The organism is Pseudomonas sp. BIGb0381 (assembly GCF_024809815.1).
Classification (GTDB): domain Bacteria; phylum Pseudomonadota; class Gammaproteobacteria; order Pseudomonadales; family Pseudomonadaceae; genus Aquipseudomonas.
Map to the genome: position 1 here is coordinate 562,879 of NZ_JANUEN010000001.1, position 15,629 is coordinate 578,507.

Genomic DNA, 15,629 nt, shown 5'->3' on the forward strand with positions numbered 1-15,629 from the left:
CTACGCCGTTCGCTGTTGGGTATCCTCGCCCGATCTGAGGCTGGCGCAGTGCACATGCTCTACGGCTTCCTTGAGTGGGCGGCCAAGCAGGCGATCATCGACACCGCCGAGAAGGAATACCTTGAGCGTTGGGCAGCGATCTGGAAAGTCTTTCGCAAGGCCGCTGATTATTCGACCGGCGCCGCGCTGCTTGCCGGCGCAATCGGCTCGCCGCTTCCGGCCGGGACAATCCTACAGCGGCAAGATGGTGTGCAGTACCGCGTCCTGGCTGATGCGGTGTTCACTGATATCACGCTCCAGCCGACTGTTGTCGCCGTAGAGGCTGGTGCCGCTGGCGATGCGCCGGCCGGAACGCCACTGTTTCTGTTTTCACCCGTGGCCGGTGTTCAATCGACCGGATCTGCGGCCACGGACATTGATGGCGGTCTTGATGTTGAGACGGACGAGCAATTGCTCAGTCGGCTGCTAAAGCGTATCAGGCATCCGCCACATGGCGGTGCAGCCTCAGACTATGAGCTTTGGGCTCTTGAGGTGCCAGGCGTTACCCGCGTATGGCCTTACCCACTTCAGATGGGCGCCGGGACTGTAACGGTCTTGTTCGTCTGTGATGGTGAGGCCGACATCATCCCGGACGCGGCGAAGGTCGCAGAGGTTCAGGCCTACATTGATGCGCGGGCCCCGGTGACCGCCGAAGTGTTCGTCGCGGCTCCTGTGGCGGATCCGCTCAATATGGCGGTGAAGCTGTCGCCAAACACGGCGGCTGTCCAGGCTGCAGTCCGAGCAGAAGTAGCCGACCTGATTGTCCGCGACTCGAAACCGGGCAGTCCGACATTGATCAGCCGACTGCGGGAGGCTGTTTCTATTGCTGCAGGCGAAGCGGACAACCAGATTACGGCCCCAACTGCGGACGTTGCGCACGCCACCGGACACATGGCAGTGCCCGGCACCATAACCTTCTCCAGCTTTTAAGGAGGCGTAATGCCAACAGCTGCCGACTACCTGGAGCAGCTGAAAACGCTGCTGCCTCCTGGACAAGCTTTCCCGCGAGAATCTGGAACCACGCTCCACAGCCTGCTTGATGGCATGTCAATTGAACTGGCCCGGGTAGACGGCCGGGGCGAAGCGCTTCCAATGGAGGCCAACCCATCCACCACCAGCGAGATGCTGAGCGACTGGGAGAGGGTCGCAGGCCTTCCTGATAAATGCTCGGGTGTTTTGGAAGAAACGCTGCAAGGCCGAAAGAACGCCCTGCTGGCGAAACTATCCAGCACTGGCGGGCAGTCGGCGGGCTACTTCATCGAACTGGCAGGCGCACTCGGTTACACGGTAACCATTGAAGAGTATCGGCCTTTCCGGGCCGGCTTCTCGCGCGCAGGCGACGCGCTCACCAACGGCGACTGGGTTTTCACCTGGTTGATCCGTGCTCCTGAAACATCGGTCATTTCGTTCCGTGCCGGGGTTTCGGCGGCCGGCGAGAGGCTGCGCACATGGGGGAACGACACCCTCGAATGCAAAATTAATCAATTGAAACCGGCGCATACGATTGCGCTATTCGCCTACGGAGAATGACGCATGCACAGAATTGACGGCCCTGGGGCTACAGTCGATAAAAAATTCACCGAGGGGGATCCGGTTGGAGGCATTCAGGCGACAGTTGTAACGGACGACTGGCTGAATGATGTCCAGGAGGAGGTGATGAGTGTCCTGTCTGCCGGAGGCGTCACGCCTGTAAAAGGCACCCAGGACCAACTCCTGCAGGCACTCTACAAACTACTCCAGGCTCAGAAGGCCACGGCGTTCTCCGCGGCTGGCACCGCCACGGTGCTGACGCTGACACCATCTCCAGCGATATCCGCATACGCCACGAATCAGCGCTTCACGGTGAAGTTCCCTGTGAATTCTGGTCTTAACCCCACGTTGAACGTATCCGGCAAGGGTGCCAAGAATCTCAAGCAGTACGATGCCATCGGCGCAAAAATTGCGGCGACATTCTTTGCCGATCAAGTTTCCGACGTGATGTACGACGGCACGGATCTTGTGCTGCTCGCACCAATTTCTTCAGTTGGTCAGGCTACTGAGTCGAATCTTGGGGCGTTAAGAGTTGCCTCTCAGCCGCAAACAAATGCAGGCTCGAATGACACAACGGCGATAACACCACAGAAGCTTATTGCTTGGGCGACGTCCGGCGTTACTGCGGCAACTGAAGCACTGTTCGGGTTTGCGAAAGTAGCTACCCAATCCGCCGTTAACTCTGGGACTGACGACGCAACCATCGTAACACCCAAAAAACTCAAGTTCGGCGTCTCTTATATCTTTTCAACAAATGGATATTTGATTCTTCCTTCTTGGTTAGGAGGCCTTATATTTCAGTGGGGTAGAATGTCGGTGGCATCAGAGGGCAGCGCAACGATTAATTATCCCGTTGTGTTTCCGTCCGCTGTACTGGCTTCTCTTGCAACAATAAACATGAACGCTGCCACAACTAACGGGAACTACTCTGCATACGCTAACGCTCTATCAAACTCGCAAATTGTAATTACAAACGATGTAAACGTTACTACTGGTTCAGCATCTCAGTTTATTTCTTGGTTTTCTATAGGGTTCTAGCACATGGCTATTTTCTATTCGTACATAACTTTGGGTTTTTACGATGATATGATTAATGTCATCCCCGAAGACGCCGTAGAGATTACGAGCGAGCTTAGAATGCTGTTGATCCGTGCACAATCTGATGAGGGGAAGATTATCGTAAAAGGTCCGGATGGGTTGCCTATGGCGTCTGATCCACCGCCACCGACTCCTGAACAAATCAGGACAAGAAACCTTATTCAGCAGGCAAATCTGCTTTATGACGCATCCAGCAAGATGGCTCCAGTGCTGGTCTCATTACAGCTTGGCGATGCAACGGATGATGAGACGGTTATTGCCAAGGCTTGGCAAGCGTATTACAGGGCGCTCAAGCTTGTTGATCTCACGGTAGACAGCCCGGACTGGCCGGAACCTCCTGTATCGCAGTAAGCGCAAACAGCACAGCCCGCCTCGGCGGGTTTTTTATCGCCTGGAGAAAACCATGCTCAATGTAGCCAAGGCCATATTCCAGTGGGTGTTTCTGCTCGCCTGCAATATCGTCACAGACCTGATCGGGCTGTTTATTGTGGCAATCGCTATTCCCTTTCGGGTTGACGACTTCAGCAAAAGTGACGGTCGGCCTATCGTGAATTTGCCGCGCTGGGCCTGGCTGTTCGGGAATGACTATGATGGCCTTCAGGGTGATCGACGCGGATGGTGGGCTGAGAACACGCCATTCGGCTGGAAGGTTGATTCGTTCATGGCGATGTGGTGGTGGGCTGCGGTGCGTAACCCGGTCAACAACATGCGGTTCGTCAAGCTGTGGCAGGCGCCGATCAAGGGCAGCACGGTCACTCATATCGGCGACTACACCGTTCGGGATCACCCTGGCGAGGCTGGCTGGCAGTTCGTGACCACCGAGAATGGCGGCAAGCACTGGTATGGTTTCTACCTCGTTCATCAATGGAGTGACACCCGAGCCTTCGTGATCCGCCTGGGCTTCAAGGTGCAGCCGGACGATGCAGGAACCGACGGCGAGCCTGTAGGAATGACCACGAAAATCAACTTCTACAAGGCGATCTGATATGCCTATCACCGAACAGCAACTGCTGCAGATCACCCCAAACGCCGGCCGCAATGCCGGCGTTTTTGTATCTGCGCTTAACCTGGCCATGGACCGGTACCAGATCAACACCAAGCTTCGGATGGCTGCGTTCATCGCCCAGGTCGGTCATGAGTCGGGCCAGTTGCGCTACGTGCGCGAGATCTGGGGCCCCACCGCGCAACAGGCCGGCTACGAGGGTCGTGCCGACCTGGGGAACACTGTGCCGGGCGATGGCTCCAAGTACAGAGGCCGGGGCCTAATCCAGATCACCGGCCGGGCGAACTACGGGGCGTGCGGTGAAGCGCTGGGCTTGGACCTGGTCAATCAACCCGCACTGCTGGAGCAGCCGCAGTACGCCGCGATGTCGGCGGCTTGGTTCTGGTCTATGAAAGGCCTGAACACGCTGGCGGATCAGGGTGAGTTCACGAAGATCACCCGCCGCATTAACGGTGGACTCAATGGCCTGGAAGATCGCCTGCAATTGTGGGCGCGGGCAAAAAACGTGCTGGCATGAACCCGATTTTGCTCAAAGTCTACGAGAATAGGCGGCTGTTACGGATAATTCGTCCGCCGTGACGAGAAATAGGGGATTCAAAGAATCGGTACATGAGCAGGGCTATGGCAATCGAAACGGCTATCCATCCGAATCGCCAGAGCTCCACACTCCATGCTGGCAGGCCTAGATATGCCTGTGTTGCCTTAGAACCCACGATTGTAAAAATCCCCCAGTGGAACAAATACAGGCTGAATGAGCAGTTACCGATCGCGTTCATGATGGAAACCGGGTTTGCAATAGCCTTGTTTTGGCTTCGTAGCCAGCCCCGTTTTTCGCTGTTTAATAGGGAAACTATCAGTAAGCTAGATGCTAGCGAAACACCAAATACTACGAAATAAAGCTCTCCATTACCTAAAGCTGCCGAAGGCGCATAAATGACACTTGCCAAAGTTGCCATGGAAAGGATTAGCGCCATTGCCGGGTGAATCCAGGAAAGTTTGTCTTGATAGAGGTATAGGGCTATTCCAGTGGCAAACAGAAGCTGAAACTGTGAAAAGAGGTGGTGCCCAAGCGGGTTTACGAGCCACGTATGACTCGGAGAAATTGAATACAGGATTGCTCCGATACCAAATAGCGAAAGAATAGTTAGCATGAGAATTTTGTGGTTGTATCGAATCAGCACAAGAGCTGAAACCAGATAGAACAGAACCTCGTAAATTAAAGTCCATCCCACCGAGTTTATTGGTTTTACGACGCTTGGAAGCAATAAGAACGACTTTATGTACGACTCCATATCAAATGGAGTGCCATATGCAAAAGAAACGTTGAAGATGTACAGACCCATCAGGGCAAATATAAATGACAGCCACCATATTGGGTATATCCTGATAATCCGCTTCGCTAGGAACGGACGGATTTTGAATTTTTCGCCAGATGTGACGTGAGTGATGATGAATCCGCTGACGACAAAAAACAGGTAAACAGCCCAATGACCGCGACTATACGCAAATGGTATGTTGACCTTATGATCGCCAGGCATCATATCTACAGCGATATGCGAGTGAAATAAGACGATTAGTAAGGCAGCTATGCCTCTTACAATCTGAATGGATACATATTGAATTTTATTTTCTGAAATCATTTTTTAGGATCGTCCTTTTCATGCTCGTCCATTGCTGATTAGGAGACCCAACCGGCAGCCGGCCAGAATACAGATTCGTGACTGCGGCGGCCACGGTAACGTTTTTTTGGGGGGATGCGGGTCTTCGACTTGAATGCGGAATGGACGCCACACGCTAGCGCTCTGGGCCCCCGCGCGCGGCCAACCACATCAGTAGCCGCTGATTCTCAATTAGCAGGTGATCACGCTGGCCGATAATAAGATCAATGGGGCGAAAGCTAAAATTATAGGGCGCCTGATCGTTAATGGCTGATATTCGCTCAAGTGCTTTTGCGAGCGCAGCCTCTGCGGAAGCCTTGCCACTTCTGATCTGCGGTTGTCAGTCCTCCCCTAGGATTCAGCCAGTGGCTGCAACGTGCCTGCCGACCCCGGCGCCCAAGGATTAACGCGCTACGAGCTTGCCAGGCATACGTCATGGCACTCGTTCCTCAGCGTTAAGAGTCAATCAACAACCCAGATCGTTGCCATGGAAATCAAAGAGAGCAATGAGCCAAGGATAAAGGTGAGTTGGCCCACTGTCGAAGAGGATGAGGCCAAATTTTCCTTATAAAATCTCTTTATATGGGAGTCAGTCAATCCGCATTCTCTAAAAGATTTGGCTTCCTTACACAATTTCGCCGCTACAAGAAAAATTGAGATTAGAAGCGCTATTTTGAAAGAAAGGATAAGCCCGATTATGTACATACGACGTTCCCTTCGTTTTATTTATCTCGGTGCACAATCTGTAGTGCGTGTCATCATTCCGTCATGATATCAGACGGAGTTAGCCTTACGCACTATGTGGTCTTATTGGGATTCAATCAGGGCGTAGACCGCGATCTGGGCCGAAGATGTCCTGAGTTTGTGTTCATCGGCAGGATGCCGGGGAGGGTGGTTTGCTGTCTAAGAACCAACAACACATCAAGGAATCATCCGATGCCCAGCGCAACCAGGCTCTCCTGCGTGACCGTCTTGCTACCGATGGTGTCCGGCTGTCAGTCCTTCTCGCCGAGGATCCAACCAGAGGCTGCAACGTGCCTGCCTCCACCGGCGCCGGCGGCGTGGTTCATGCAGCCCGTCGAGCCCAACTTGACCCGGCGCATGCTCAACGAATTCTCGCCATCACCGGTGACGGTGACCAAGGACTGATTGCTCTGCGGGCGTGCCAGGCATATGTAAGGACTGTTGTTCCCGCTTCCGCTCCATCAGCAGCCGCTGGGTTTCCCTGAACAGGTGGTCGCGCCGGCCTACACATCCGTCAACGGTAAGGGGGCCAGCATCCATTTATCTATTTCTGATTGCCGCCAAGCAACTGAATTAGCGCCGATTCGGGTTTGTCTGGGGAAGGTTCCTTCTCTGATCCTTCGATATATCGTATTGCGACCCAGACCAGTGACGTGTAGCACCTCGGCGAGACGAAGGAATCGATCAATGGTATGTGTCATGGTCATGTTTTGTCTCCACCGAGGTAGACGACAGTAGTCGGTAATAAACGATCTTTATTTTTTCGCAGGCATACACTTGCGATCATTCTTTGCCGCAGGCTTACCCCGAATGCTTTCCAGCACTCTATAGAATTCGTCTGAGGTTTGCTGCCTATGGGCGGATACGCTTTCGTTCAAATCGGTCGTAATTGGGCCCCGCTTTTTGCGCTTTGATTGCTGATTGTCGATTGGAGGCGGCGGGGATTCTGTATTTGTTCTCTTGTGGACCGAATACGCTGCGATGTGCGTATCTGCCCATTGGTCGAGCTCTATGCGGTCGAAGCCAACGCCCTGCTTACCTATCGGAAATTCATGTACATAGGGTCGCACGGTCTTGTTAAAGACATCCCGGCACATTCCCAGATAACCAGGTGCTTGATGAGCTCTTAGAAATCGTGGCTGGATTGTAAGTTTGCTCATTCGCTCCGTATCCAAAGGTGAGGCGCGACCTCGTCGATGTGCGCAGCGAGCGCCATGTCGGGTATTTGGAAAGAGGTCGCGTCAGAGTTAAATCCTAGCATCACCTTGGTGGACGAGATGGCCAGCCGATCAACGGCCGATACTTTTCAAGGTGGGCGGCACCTGCCGTTTCCTGCCAACCCTTGTGGGCTTGGTCTGGATCTTGCCATCCCTATAATCGAGTAGGAACTGCATCACATCTGCTCTTAGCCAGCAATGCTTGACCCCCATTCTGAAGCCCTTGGGCAACCAAGAAGCTTGGCGGCGAATTCCCTCTCTAACTGATACCTCAGTTCGGCCCAGGATTCTCGCCAGATCTGCAACGTAAATTACCTCAGATTCCTCGTTCATAACGTCCTCTATTTTTTTACTATGCACCAGGCTTTTGCCTCAGCCGTGCCAAGCCCTGTTTGATATGTCCGGCGTTCTCACCAATGGTGTGCAGGGCTCCACGTACGTTATCACCGGCCTCGGCGTTACCTTGGCTTTCGACGAGCAGCGTCAGCTCCATCAGTGCAGCCTCGAGGGAAAGCTGGTTCTGGTAGATTCGTTCCAGGGTGTCGGGAAGAGAGTATTCGTCAGCTTTCATTATGTCGATTCCTTTCTAGGAAGCGATAAAGGATAGCAGTGAGTTTCAGAATTGGGTGTTGTTAGAAAGCGCGGATTGAGGAGCTCAGACAAAAAACATTTGACCGACGGCTCTATTATTTCAGAAAGATTCTAACGGTTTTCAAATATTCAAAAAATCGCGTCTATTCTGACTGAGCGGTAAGTTGGCAACCTCATATAATTAGCAAGCTATGGAGAAAACCATGAATGTGAAAATTGCTCTAGCGGTTTTTGCGGTTTTTTTAAGCGGGTGCGCTACAAAGGTTGATAATGACAGCGATGCGGACAGAAGCGTCCAGCCTCCAGATTTTGTATCGGTGTCTCCGGAAAGCTCAGAGTGGATTGAAGAGACTGGATCAAAAGGCGTGAAAAGGATTTTTTGGAGAGAGCTTTCGAATTCGGAGGTTAACAAACGACTTCCCTTGGAAATGCAAACGATCTCTGTTCTAAAGATTGACAGTGAGACTAGCGCAGGTTTTGCTTCTGCGAAAATGTCTGCAAGTGCTGGTACATACCAAGTTATTATGGATTATGCAAAATATACAGATAGTATGGGAAGTAATAAACGTATGACTAGGGTTGGAGTCGGTGTTAGGATTATTGCAGATGTGAAGACTGCTAAAGCGAATATTGATCTAGGCAGCCTTTTTGCAATTTCGGCAGCGGCTAAAGCAGGTCTTCTATCTGGAAGAATTACCGTTTTGAAGATTGGAATGGACTCTCAAAAGCTAAGTGTAGCGCTACCAACATTAGCTGATATTAGTGATGCTACGCTCCAGAACTCACTACTTGCGGTAGGTGCTATCAAAGCTAGGGTTTTTGAGCCGGATACAGTACTTACACCATTTATAATTGCTGAGAGATATTCCGGCGAGAAGTTAAAGCCAGTATCAAGTGGTAAAAAATAATTTTCCTGATTTTTAGTGTGTGCGTTTTACTACATGGCGTAGTCGGCGCACACCGTAAACAAGAAGCCCGGCGCTGGGCCGGGCTTGATTACTCAAAAGGTATTGGGTGCTGGCGTAATCCGTCAGGTATATCAAGATCGCTTATCGCTAAGCCTTTTACATTATGCCTTCCGCACTCGGTGAGCATCGGCTGATCATTGGTAAGAACCAATCGAGCATTGTTCACGATAGCTATAGCAATAATCTGCCAGTCAACTTTAACCGCCTGGCGCCCGCGGTCTTTTGTTGTACTGGCTTTTCTGGCTGCTTGCCCGCGTCTAGCGACCTGCGATGTTTCTATCGCGGCGCGCATGTCGTAGCTCAAAAGCTTGAAGGCATTTGTCTTGAATAGGGCAATACTTTGGGCGGCCTCGTTTTCGGTGGCCGCCTCTAGGAATTCAGCCCAAACCTGAGCAGGGATTCCGATAGCTTCACGTTTACGCGCTAGCTCAGCGACCAAACCTTTAACTCTGAGGTGATCATCTGGAGAAAGTCTGTTGCTGAAGTAAAGCGCGAGGATGTTGGTGTCCCAGATTACCAATTAATGCCCCTTTCTTATTTCAGCGCATCGCTCTTCAATATCAGCAACATCTCTCCAGCCGGAAGCTAGTTTGCCCATGAGATCATATGCAGCATCCCAATCCGTTGAGAGCGCTGTCCAAGCGGTAACGATCAGATTCTCAAGAATCCATCGCCCTTCATGCGTGCGCCGCCATCTTCCCTTCCCGGTGACCTCGATGGGGTCTCCTAGGTAGTGCGAGGATATTTCCCTGGCGAGATCTTCGCCTTTCACTGTGCAGCGATATTCCGTGCCGTCTGAGTCTTTAAGCAGCAGGGGAATGGTGTCGTCGCGCCCGCCGATTTTGATTACACGGCCGGTGACTGTACTTTCCTGATCAATGACGAGCTCTTTATCGGGCCTGATCTTTTGGTTACCAGGAAAAGGGTAAATCACAGCTCCTGACGGATTCTTAAGCTCGCCTTTTTTACCGTCCTGACTTAGCAGTTCGTTGATTCTTGATAATGCCTTGGTGGCTTCTTGGTCGGCATCATCGCTGTTACTTACAGCTAACGATACACGTTCAGATACGGCTGGAGCGGCTTCAGGCTCAGCCCATGCACGTAGGGCTGCGCTTCCGACGGCAACCCTGTCCAAGTGGACAAGCTCTTTCTCACCCATGAGTTTGGCCAATTCGGCCAAATAGAGTGCCAGCCGATCAAGCGGGAGCTTGTTCGGGTGAGAACCCTTAATCCTGAGTGTGTAGGTATTGAGCTTTTTCATGAGTCGATTATAGGTTTGATCCAGGCGTTTCATCCATGGCGAATATCTTACAAATCCGATTTTGCTCCATCTACACCTGGCGGGCACGTGTTATTTGGCCCGCCTTCACCTCATCCGCATAACCCGCCAGATTGTCCTCGGTCAACTGAAAGCTCATTGCGATCTTCATCAGCTCCATGGCGCCTTGCTCGTCGCCAGCAGCCATCATTCGCTTGGAGACGACATACAAGTCCACGCCCGCCCATTTGAGCAGTGCTGCAGCCTCTTTCAGGTCGCGGCGCAGTTGCTGGTTGGGTTTGGTGAGAGGCATCGTCAGGAATCCCGTTTAGCTCGGCCAGTCAAAATCCACTGCACGAGCCGGCCGGTTACCCTGTCATACAGGACTGACAAGAAAATCCCAATTATCACCAGGTAGCTTCCATAAAAGACCGCAGGATATTCCCTAATGCGGTACTTATTCCAACAGATCACGTCTAGCCAGCGTTCGAAAAAGCGCGATGAGCTCAGGTAGCGCCCACCCATATCGTAAAGACCAATCGATAGGATAATCATGCCGACGAGCAACAGAACAATACCTATGCGCTTTGTGACGGAATCTGTGAGCTTTTCCACGCTGGCCTCCTGTCAGCTGACCATGCAATGCGGCATGACCGATCTATGATCCATAAAATTACTGTAGCGCCTGCAAAACCAGGGGCACAGAGTACTATGCCCGAAATAGTCGCGCTGGTAAGCACCACTCCAAACGCCTTGGGGCCGCTAGCGATGGAGGAACGATACTTATGGCTGGTCATTTGGAATCGATGTTTATCAGCTCTCAAGACCTTGCGGAGCTTACTGCTAGTAAGCACTCGGCTATCCAGGCTCGATGGCTGCGCGCAAATGGGTTCCCATTCATTCTAGGTGGTGACGGCGTGCCCAAAGTCGTTCGGCAAACACTCCTCGACAAGGTTGGTATCGCTGACCCTGATAATCAACTACCTCTAGAGCCTACGCCCAGCCTCGTCGAGATAACAGACAACTGGGACAAGGTCACCGAAAGCATGATGGCCGAGCTATTGGGTGTGACACGGCGATCCCTAGAAGGAAGGCGTTATACCGGAGCAATCCCCGCGGATATCTGGAGAAAGGTCGATGGGCGAGTGATGTACAGCATGAAGCGTTATGAGGCTTTCCTTGAAGGTCACTGGTCACCATTTTTCGAGCCCGTAAATAGTCCAAGCAAGAAGCCGGCTCACAGAAAGAAAGCAACTCAAGGAAAGAAAGAAATTATTTATCAATTGGTCTGATCCGCTCACAGCGACAGACCTATTGAGGACCAGCTCAAGAATCGCCATCACCGACGACGGGGATAACGCCGTGATCGCACTGCGGGCGTGCCAGGCTTACGTCAGGGCTATTACGCGCTGACTTTCTCGGTTCGAGAGTATCTAGCCAAGTCGTGATGTTCGCCTTTGGTCTGGGTGTATGTTTCGCCGAGATTCGATATTCGGCTTATTGATGGGCTTGTGAGTTTTGAGCTGATATTAAAATAAGGATATTGGCCGCGAATGTCAGGATGCAGGTGCGCAGCGACCTCTACGTCGGAACTGGAGACATACCGGCCAGCCCACCGCTGAATCAGATGCTTTAAGTCATATGGCTTTTTTTGCAAGCCCTTAGTTTTTGTTTGTGCATCAAGCCATTCATAAGCAAAGCGCACGCAGTCACGGTGTTCATGCAGTCGGCTCTCGCCTGGTGAATGTGGCGCTGCTTTTATTGCGTCATCGATCTGCTGGTCAGTAAGCATTGTGCGGCTCTCCCTGCTTTGAATGTAGTCAAAAAGCTATCATGCCACACGCCAATCAAGATCGGTAACGGGGGATTTGCTGTCTAAAACTACCTCAACCCACTGCGCAATCATTGGGCGTAAAGCCTCATAAATGACGGTAGAGTTTTAGACATAGCGTCGCTGAAAGGTACGCACCGCAAGGCCTGCGCACCTCTTAAGCCCATACTGCTGCATCATCGGGGTGTGAGAGGACAGATCGGACGTGTTTTTACTCATTGGATAATAGGCAAATTCGTTGAAAGGAGTGGGGCAAAGGTGGGGCGCTCGGCCCTGCTGATTTTGCAATGGCCGCAAGGTTAACACGCGAGGTCGGCCCTTCGCAGGTCGCAAGCGGATAGGTAAAACGCAAAGGGGGTGGTGCATTAATTTAAATGCGCAAGGCTTCGTTGCAGGGGCCGAGCAGCCTTACTTGATTGGGGCGGCTTTAACGTTGTACTACAGCGCCTGACTCATGCGTTTGCCCCATAAAAATGGTTCAGCGCTGTCAATTCAATCACTGCGACGAAAACGCATAGCACAATAAATCCCGGGCTGAAGACGCGCTTGCGATTGGATGAGCCCCCGTCGCCCAGCGAGCTAAGATCTGAGCCATCGGAAATTATCATGAAGAGTGCCAGCAGAGCATAGATCCATGCCTTGCCCCAGAAGCTCTGATTTCGCCATTGGGTCATTCTTGGTTTTCCGCATACCGCTTCAAATGGGCTAAAGGGGGCTCTTGGCCCGGCATGTTTTGTGATGGCGGCAAGGTTAGCACGCAAGGTTGAAGGCGACGCAGGCATGGCAAGTGCATTATTAATGCATGGATTATGCAAATTAGCATTTGCCAACCTCGAAAACTCCCTTCACTATCCCCGCTATGCAAAAACGCAACGTTTCTATCGTCTTGAGAGAGCTGCTGGACCGCGACCGGATCTCCCCTACGGAGCTTCACCGGCGTACTGGCGTGCCTCAATCCACGTTGTCCCGGATCCTCAGCGGCAAGATCGTTGATCCGTCGGATAAACACATCTCGCGCATCGCCGAGTACTTCCGCGTCAGCACCGACCAACTGCGCGGGCGCGCAGCAGTGGGGGCTTTGCGCGATGACGGGCGCGACCCGATGCATTCGGAACTCAAGGATATAAGCCTGTGGGACGACGACACCCCAGTTAATGATGACGAGGTGTCGATCCCCTTTCTGCGCGAGGTTGAATTGGCTGCTGGATCAGGAAGATTCGTCATCGAGGAAAGCGAGAAGGCCAGCCTGCGTTTTGGAAAGCGCAGCCTGCGGCATAACGGTGTGCAGTTCGACCAGGCCAAGTGTGTGACGGTGCGCGGCAACAGTATGTTGCCGGTACTGCGCGACGGCGCGACGGTCGGCGTGAATGCTGGCAAAAGTGGCATCGGCGACATCGTCGATGGCGACTTGTATGCCATCAATCACAACGGCCAGTTGCGGGTGAAACAGCTCTATCGCCTGCCTTCCGGGATTCGCCTGCGTAGTTTCAATCGCGATGAACACCCGGATGAGGACTACAGCTTCCAGGATATTCAGGATGAGCAGATCAGCATCCTTGGCCATGTGTTCTGGTGGGGGATGTACGCCCGTTAACCTTCTTGTGTAAGAGAAAGCCCGCCATCGAGCGGGCTTTTTTTCGTCTCTAGAAAATCGTCAAACCCTTTACCCGTAAGGTCGGAAATGCATCCATGCATGAGTATGTCGAAAATAAATGCATTTGTGCATTGACTGTATATGCATACATGCATATTCTTCATCTCAAGCCAGCCAACAAGGCCTGGTGGAGGCGGCAAGGATGCTGCCAAGGAAGACAAGGAAGGCACGCAACATCGGCAAGGACGCCATCAGAGCGATGGCAGGGATGCCAGGCAACACCGGCAAGGATGCCGACGCTCTTTAGTTTCACAGCTTTGCAAGAACAGGCAGCGATGAACCGGCCTTAACGGTTCAGAGGGTTGGCAACTGACCCGGGTGTGCAGCGTAAAGCACCAGAAGCAGTTATCCGGCAGACAGGGATCGTGGTCGGAAAAACATTGAGGAAAGATCCGTACCGCGCCAGTAGCGCCGAAAGATCGAAGCTGGACCGCATTACTGAAAAGCCCGGGCAACCGGGCTTTTTGGAATGCCTACCTATAAATGGATTTACCCGAAAGCCGGCCCTTCGCCGGCATTGCTCAGCCAGGAGGCGTGACATGACAAACGAGCAGCAAGCGTTAGCGGAAATGCCTATCTGGCTGGTGATCGCACTGGCCCTGATCGGCGGCGTATCCGGCGAAATGTGGCGCGCCGACAAGGAGGGCGCCCGCGGTTGGTCGCTGGTCCGGCGCCTGGCCCTACGGTCCGGGGCATGCATGGTCTGCGGGGTCTCGGCATTGATGCTGTGCTACGCCGCCGGCATGTCGATCTGGACCGCCGGCGCCATTGGCTGCCTGACCGCCATGGCCGGCGCAGACGTCGCCATCGGCCTTTATGAACGCTGGGCGGCCAAGCGCATCGGGGTCAACGAAGCGCCGACGTCCCGACCGGATCAGCAGTAACTGCTGCAAGGACGCAACTGATGACACATATCGAAAAACCATCCCAACTGCCTGTAGCGATTGAGGACGCGCTGAAGCGTGCCTTCCCACAATTACAGGTAGGCAACCACCAGGACTTTGCCGGCGCCGGGGATCACACCGGCGTGCTGATCAGCATGGAGCGTAACGGTCCCGGGGTTCGTTCCCCTGAAGGGCGCAAGGCGCATGTTTTGTCGGTTTCACTCAAGGCTACGGTCGCCAGCGGCGCGGCACCCTTTGACGCGTGCGACCTGGCCAGCCAATTGATGGACCTGGCCCTGGATAACCGCTGGGGCCTGCCGCCGGATCAGTGCGATTTACCCACGTCCATCGTTGCGGCGCCTTCCGGATTTTCCAGTGCCGAAACGGACTACGACACCTGGGTCGTTTCCTTCACCCAAACCCTCTATCTCGGCCCGTCGTTGCTCCAAGATCCCACAGGTACGCCGCTGTTTGCCCGCACCTGGGAAGTCTCGGACATCGACGATCCGGATCAATATCGGCCCCTGCAGGAGTAGTCCATGTTCGACGCATTGTTACGCATGCAACTGGGGCCGATTGTCGAGCGCCTGGCGGAAATGGAAGCCCAGCTCGAAGACTTGTATCGACGCGCGGAAAGTTTCTGCCGCATTGGCGTGTGCCAGGAGGTCGACGCTGCCAGCAATACCTGCAAGGTCAGCCATGGTGAGTTGCTTACCCCGGCGATTCGATTCTTCAACCCCAGTGCCGGTGCGCAGACCGAAACCCGTATTCCATCGGTGGGCGAACAATGCCTGCTGCTCAACTACGGCGGTGGGGAAGGGGGCACGCAGTCTGTGGCACTGTTCGGACTGAACAGTAGTCTGTTTCCACCGGTGTCCAGCGTGGCCTCGCTGACCCGGCGGCGCCATCAGGATGGCACCCAAAGCGACTACGACGACGCCAGCCACACCTTCAACTGGATTAACGGCCCAACCACGTTCAGCGGTTCTCGCGAACAGGTCGACATCAAGGTCGGCGCTGCCAGCCTGACCATGAGTGCCCAGAGCATCACCCTGCAACTCGGCGCCACCGGCCTCTCGCTGGATGCCGCCGGCGTGCATTTGAGCGGCCCGGTGGTGGATCACCAGGGGCGCGTGATCAGCCGCGCATAAGGA

At 53.4% G+C, this 15,629-nt stretch carries 21 protein-coding genes and 2 pseudogenes; 14 read left to right on the plus strand and 9 right to left on the minus strand.

What is annotated here, in order from left to right:
* Window positions 1-54 precede the first annotated feature (54 nt).
* Genes M2397_RS02720 through M2397_RS02745 form a run of 6 tightly spaced genes read left to right on the plus strand, consistent with a single transcriptional unit; the run spans window position 55 to window position 4,187 of the window.
* Complete coding sequence (locus M2397_RS02720; RefSeq protein WP_259242255.1) at window positions 55-969, plus strand: baseplate J/gp47 family protein; 915 nt, start codon at window positions 55-57, stop codon at window positions 967-969.
* 9 nt (window positions 970-978) lie between these two features.
* Window positions 979-1,569, plus strand: a complete 591-nt coding sequence (locus M2397_RS02725) for a YmfQ family protein (protein WP_259242256.1) — start codon at window positions 979-981, stop codon at window positions 1,567-1,569.
* A 3-nt stretch (window positions 1,570-1,572) separates the two neighbouring features.
* Entirely contained in the window at window positions 1,573-2,607 is a 1,035-nt protein-coding gene (locus M2397_RS02730) for a gp53-like domain-containing protein (RefSeq protein WP_259242257.1), read from the plus strand.
* Between the two features lie 3 nt (window positions 2,608-2,610).
* Window positions 2,611-3,018 (plus strand): tail fiber assembly protein, encoded by a 408-nt coding sequence (locus M2397_RS02735; protein ID WP_259242258.1) that lies wholly within the window; start codon window positions 2,611-2,613, stop codon window positions 3,016-3,018.
* A 52-nt stretch (window positions 3,019-3,070) separates the two neighbouring features.
* Window positions 3,071-3,652, plus strand: a complete 582-nt coding sequence (locus M2397_RS02740) for a hypothetical protein (RefSeq protein WP_259242259.1) — start codon at window positions 3,071-3,073, stop codon at window positions 3,650-3,652.
* A gap of 1 nt (window position 3,653) precedes the next feature.
* Window positions 3,654-4,187 carry a glycoside hydrolase family 19 protein gene (locus M2397_RS02745; RefSeq protein WP_259242260.1) on the plus strand — a complete coding sequence of 178 codons (534 nt, stop codon included), beginning with the start codon at window positions 3,654-3,656 and terminating at the stop codon, window positions 4,185-4,187.
* A gap of 19 nt (window positions 4,188-4,206) precedes the next feature.
* On the opposite strand, the gene M2397_RS02750 is transcribed toward M2397_RS02745, so the two are convergent.
* Window positions 4,207-5,310 carry an acyltransferase gene (locus M2397_RS02750; protein WP_259242261.1) on the minus strand — a complete coding sequence of 368 codons (1,104 nt, stop codon included), beginning with the start codon at window positions 5,308-5,310 and terminating at the stop codon, window positions 4,207-4,209.
* Between the two features lie 923 nt (window positions 5,311-6,233).
* Between M2397_RS02750 and M2397_RS02755 the strand changes: the two are divergent.
* A pseudogene (locus M2397_RS02755) lies at window positions 6,234-6,557 on the plus strand (hypothetical protein); the annotation flags it as partial.
* 18 nt (window positions 6,558-6,575) lie between these two features.
* Here M2397_RS02755 and M2397_RS02760 read toward each other — a convergent pair.
* Together M2397_RS02760 and M2397_RS02765 are read right to left on the minus strand one after the other, a co-directional pair.
* Window positions 6,576-6,779 (minus strand): AlpA family transcriptional regulator, encoded by a 204-nt coding sequence (locus M2397_RS02760; RefSeq protein WP_259242262.1) that lies wholly within the window; start codon window positions 6,777-6,779, stop codon window positions 6,576-6,578.
* Window positions 6,780-7,641: 862 nt separating this feature from the next.
* A complete protein-coding gene (locus tag M2397_RS02765) occupies window positions 7,642-7,860 on the minus strand; it encodes a hypothetical protein (protein WP_259242263.1) in 219 nt (72 codons plus the stop codon).
* 223 nt (window positions 7,861-8,083) lie between these two features.
* On the opposite strand from M2397_RS02765, the gene M2397_RS02770 reads away from it, so the two are divergent.
* Window positions 8,084-8,788: a hypothetical protein gene (locus M2397_RS02770; protein ID WP_259242264.1), complete on the plus strand. Its 705-nt coding sequence runs from the start codon at window positions 8,084-8,086 to the stop codon at window positions 8,786-8,788.
* Window positions 8,789-8,876: 88 nt separating this feature from the next.
* On the opposite strand, the gene M2397_RS02775 is transcribed toward M2397_RS02770, so the two are convergent.
* Genes M2397_RS02775 through M2397_RS02790 form a run of 4 tightly spaced genes read right to left on the minus strand, consistent with a single transcriptional unit; the run spans window position 8,877 to window position 10,721 of the window.
* Window positions 8,877-9,368 (minus strand): nuclease, encoded by a 492-nt coding sequence (locus M2397_RS02775; RefSeq protein WP_252117249.1) that lies wholly within the window; start codon window positions 9,366-9,368, stop codon window positions 8,877-8,879.
* Window positions 9,369-10,142, minus strand: coding sequence for a hypothetical protein (locus M2397_RS02780; protein ID WP_259242266.1), 774 nt, complete (start codon window positions 10,140-10,142; stop codon window positions 9,369-9,371).
* A gap of 37 nt (window positions 10,143-10,179) precedes the next feature.
* Window positions 10,180-10,419, minus strand: a complete 240-nt coding sequence (locus M2397_RS02785; RefSeq protein WP_259242267.1) for a hypothetical protein — start codon at window positions 10,417-10,419, stop codon at window positions 10,180-10,182.
* 2 nt (window positions 10,420-10,421) lie between these two features.
* The gene (locus M2397_RS02790) at window positions 10,422-10,721 is read right to left on the minus strand and encodes a hypothetical protein (RefSeq protein WP_259242268.1); all 300 of its coding nucleotides are present in this window, start codon (window positions 10,719-10,721) and stop codon (window positions 10,422-10,424) included.
* Window positions 10,722-10,891: 170 nt separating this feature from the next.
* On the opposite strand from M2397_RS02790, the gene M2397_RS02795 reads away from it, so the two are divergent.
* Entirely contained in the window at window positions 10,892-11,398 is a 507-nt protein-coding gene (locus M2397_RS02795; protein WP_259242269.1) for a DUF4224 domain-containing protein, read from the plus strand.
* A gap of 40 nt (window positions 11,399-11,438) precedes the next feature.
* Window positions 11,439-11,519: pseudogene (locus M2397_RS02800) on the plus strand (lysis protein); the annotation flags it as partial.
* Here the strand turns inward: M2397_RS02800 and M2397_RS02805 are convergent.
* Window positions 11,509-11,898, minus strand: a complete 390-nt coding sequence (locus M2397_RS02805; protein ID WP_259242270.1) for a hypothetical protein — start codon at window positions 11,896-11,898, stop codon at window positions 11,509-11,511. The pseudogene M2397_RS02800 and the gene M2397_RS02805 sit on opposite strands and share 11 nt — an antisense overlap.
* Before the next feature lie 491 nt (window positions 11,899-12,389).
* Window positions 12,390-12,611, minus strand: a complete 222-nt coding sequence (locus M2397_RS02810) for a hypothetical protein (protein WP_145335648.1) — start codon at window positions 12,609-12,611, stop codon at window positions 12,390-12,392.
* A gap of 176 nt (window positions 12,612-12,787) precedes the next feature.
* Here M2397_RS02810 and M2397_RS02815 point away from each other — a divergent pair, with 176 nt between their 5' ends.
* The 4 genes from M2397_RS02815 to M2397_RS02830 all read left to right on the plus strand — a co-directional run bounded on the left by M2397_RS02815 (window position 12,788) and on the right by M2397_RS02830 (window position 15,626).
* Complete coding sequence (locus M2397_RS02815) at window positions 12,788-13,531, plus strand: XRE family transcriptional regulator (RefSeq protein WP_178116720.1); 744 nt, start codon at window positions 12,788-12,790, stop codon at window positions 13,529-13,531.
* 599 nt (window positions 13,532-14,130) lie between these two features.
* Window positions 14,131-14,475 (plus strand): phage holin family protein, encoded by a 345-nt coding sequence (locus tag M2397_RS02820; protein ID WP_131697366.1) that lies wholly within the window; start codon window positions 14,131-14,133, stop codon window positions 14,473-14,475.
* A gap of 20 nt (window positions 14,476-14,495) precedes the next feature.
* Complete coding sequence (locus tag M2397_RS02825; protein ID WP_259242271.1) at window positions 14,496-15,011, plus strand: hypothetical protein; 516 nt, start codon at window positions 14,496-14,498, stop codon at window positions 15,009-15,011.
* A 3-nt stretch (window positions 15,012-15,014) separates the two neighbouring features.
* Window positions 15,015-15,626, plus strand: coding sequence for a phage baseplate assembly protein V (locus M2397_RS02830; RefSeq protein WP_259242272.1), 612 nt, complete (start codon window positions 15,015-15,017; stop codon window positions 15,624-15,626).
* The last annotated feature ends 3 nt before the right edge of the window (window positions 15,627-15,629 follow it).

What these genes read in the sequence shown, in the direction of transcription:
- M2397_RS02745 (WP_259242260.1), top strand. Translation starts at nt 3,654, where the DNA reads ATGCCTATCACCGAACAGCAACTGCTGCAGATCACCCCAAACGCCGGC.
- M2397_RS02725 (WP_259242256.1), top strand. Translation starts at nt 979, where the DNA reads ATGCCAACAGCTGCCGACTACCTGGAGCAGCTGAAAACGCTGCTGCCT.
- M2397_RS02740 (WP_259242259.1), top strand. Translation starts at nt 3,071, where the DNA reads ATGCTCAATGTAGCCAAGGCCATATTCCAGTGGGTGTTTCTGCTCGCC.
- M2397_RS02830 (WP_259242272.1), top strand. Translation starts at nt 15,015, where the DNA reads ATGTTCGACGCATTGTTACGCATGCAACTGGGGCCGATTGTCGAGCGC.
- M2397_RS02780 (WP_259242266.1), bottom strand. Translation starts at nt 10,142, where the DNA reads ATGAAACGCCTGGATCAAACCTATAATCGACTCATGAAAAAGCTCAAT.
- M2397_RS02760 (WP_259242262.1), bottom strand. Translation starts at nt 6,779, where the DNA reads ATGACCATGACACATACCATTGATCGATTCCTTCGTCTCGCCGAGGTG.
- M2397_RS02825 (WP_259242271.1), top strand. Translation starts at nt 14,496, where the DNA reads ATGACACATATCGAAAAACCATCCCAACTGCCTGTAGCGATTGAGGAC.
- M2397_RS02810 (WP_145335648.1), bottom strand. Translation starts at nt 12,611, where the DNA reads ATGACCCAATGGCGAAATCAGAGCTTCTGGGGCAAGGCATGGATCTAT.
- M2397_RS02795 (WP_259242269.1), top strand. Translation starts at nt 10,892, where the DNA reads ATGGCTGGTCATTTGGAATCGATGTTTATCAGCTCTCAAGACCTTGCG.
- M2397_RS02805 (WP_259242270.1), bottom strand. Translation starts at nt 11,898, where the DNA reads ATGCTTACTGACCAGCAGATCGATGACGCAATAAAAGCAGCGCCACAT.
- M2397_RS02720 (WP_259242255.1), top strand. Translation starts at nt 55, where the DNA reads ATGCTCTACGGCTTCCTTGAGTGGGCGGCCAAGCAGGCGATCATCGAC.
- M2397_RS02785 (WP_259242267.1), bottom strand. Translation starts at nt 10,419, where the DNA reads ATGCCTCTCACCAAACCCAACCAGCAACTGCGCCGCGACCTGAAAGAG.
- M2397_RS02770 (WP_259242264.1), top strand. Translation starts at nt 8,084, where the DNA reads ATGAATGTGAAAATTGCTCTAGCGGTTTTTGCGGTTTTTTTAAGCGGG.
- M2397_RS02735 (WP_259242258.1), top strand. Translation starts at nt 2,611, where the DNA reads ATGGCTATTTTCTATTCGTACATAACTTTGGGTTTTTACGATGATATG.
- M2397_RS02750 (WP_259242261.1), bottom strand. Translation starts at nt 5,310, where the DNA reads ATGATTTCAGAAAATAAAATTCAATATGTATCCATTCAGATTGTAAGA.
- M2397_RS02820 (WP_131697366.1), top strand. Translation starts at nt 14,131, where the DNA reads ATGACAAACGAGCAGCAAGCGTTAGCGGAAATGCCTATCTGGCTGGTG.
- M2397_RS02730 (WP_259242257.1), top strand. Translation starts at nt 1,573, where the DNA reads ATGCACAGAATTGACGGCCCTGGGGCTACAGTCGATAAAAAATTCACC.
- M2397_RS02765 (WP_259242263.1), bottom strand. Translation starts at nt 7,860, where the DNA reads ATGAAAGCTGACGAATACTCTCTTCCCGACACCCTGGAACGAATCTAC.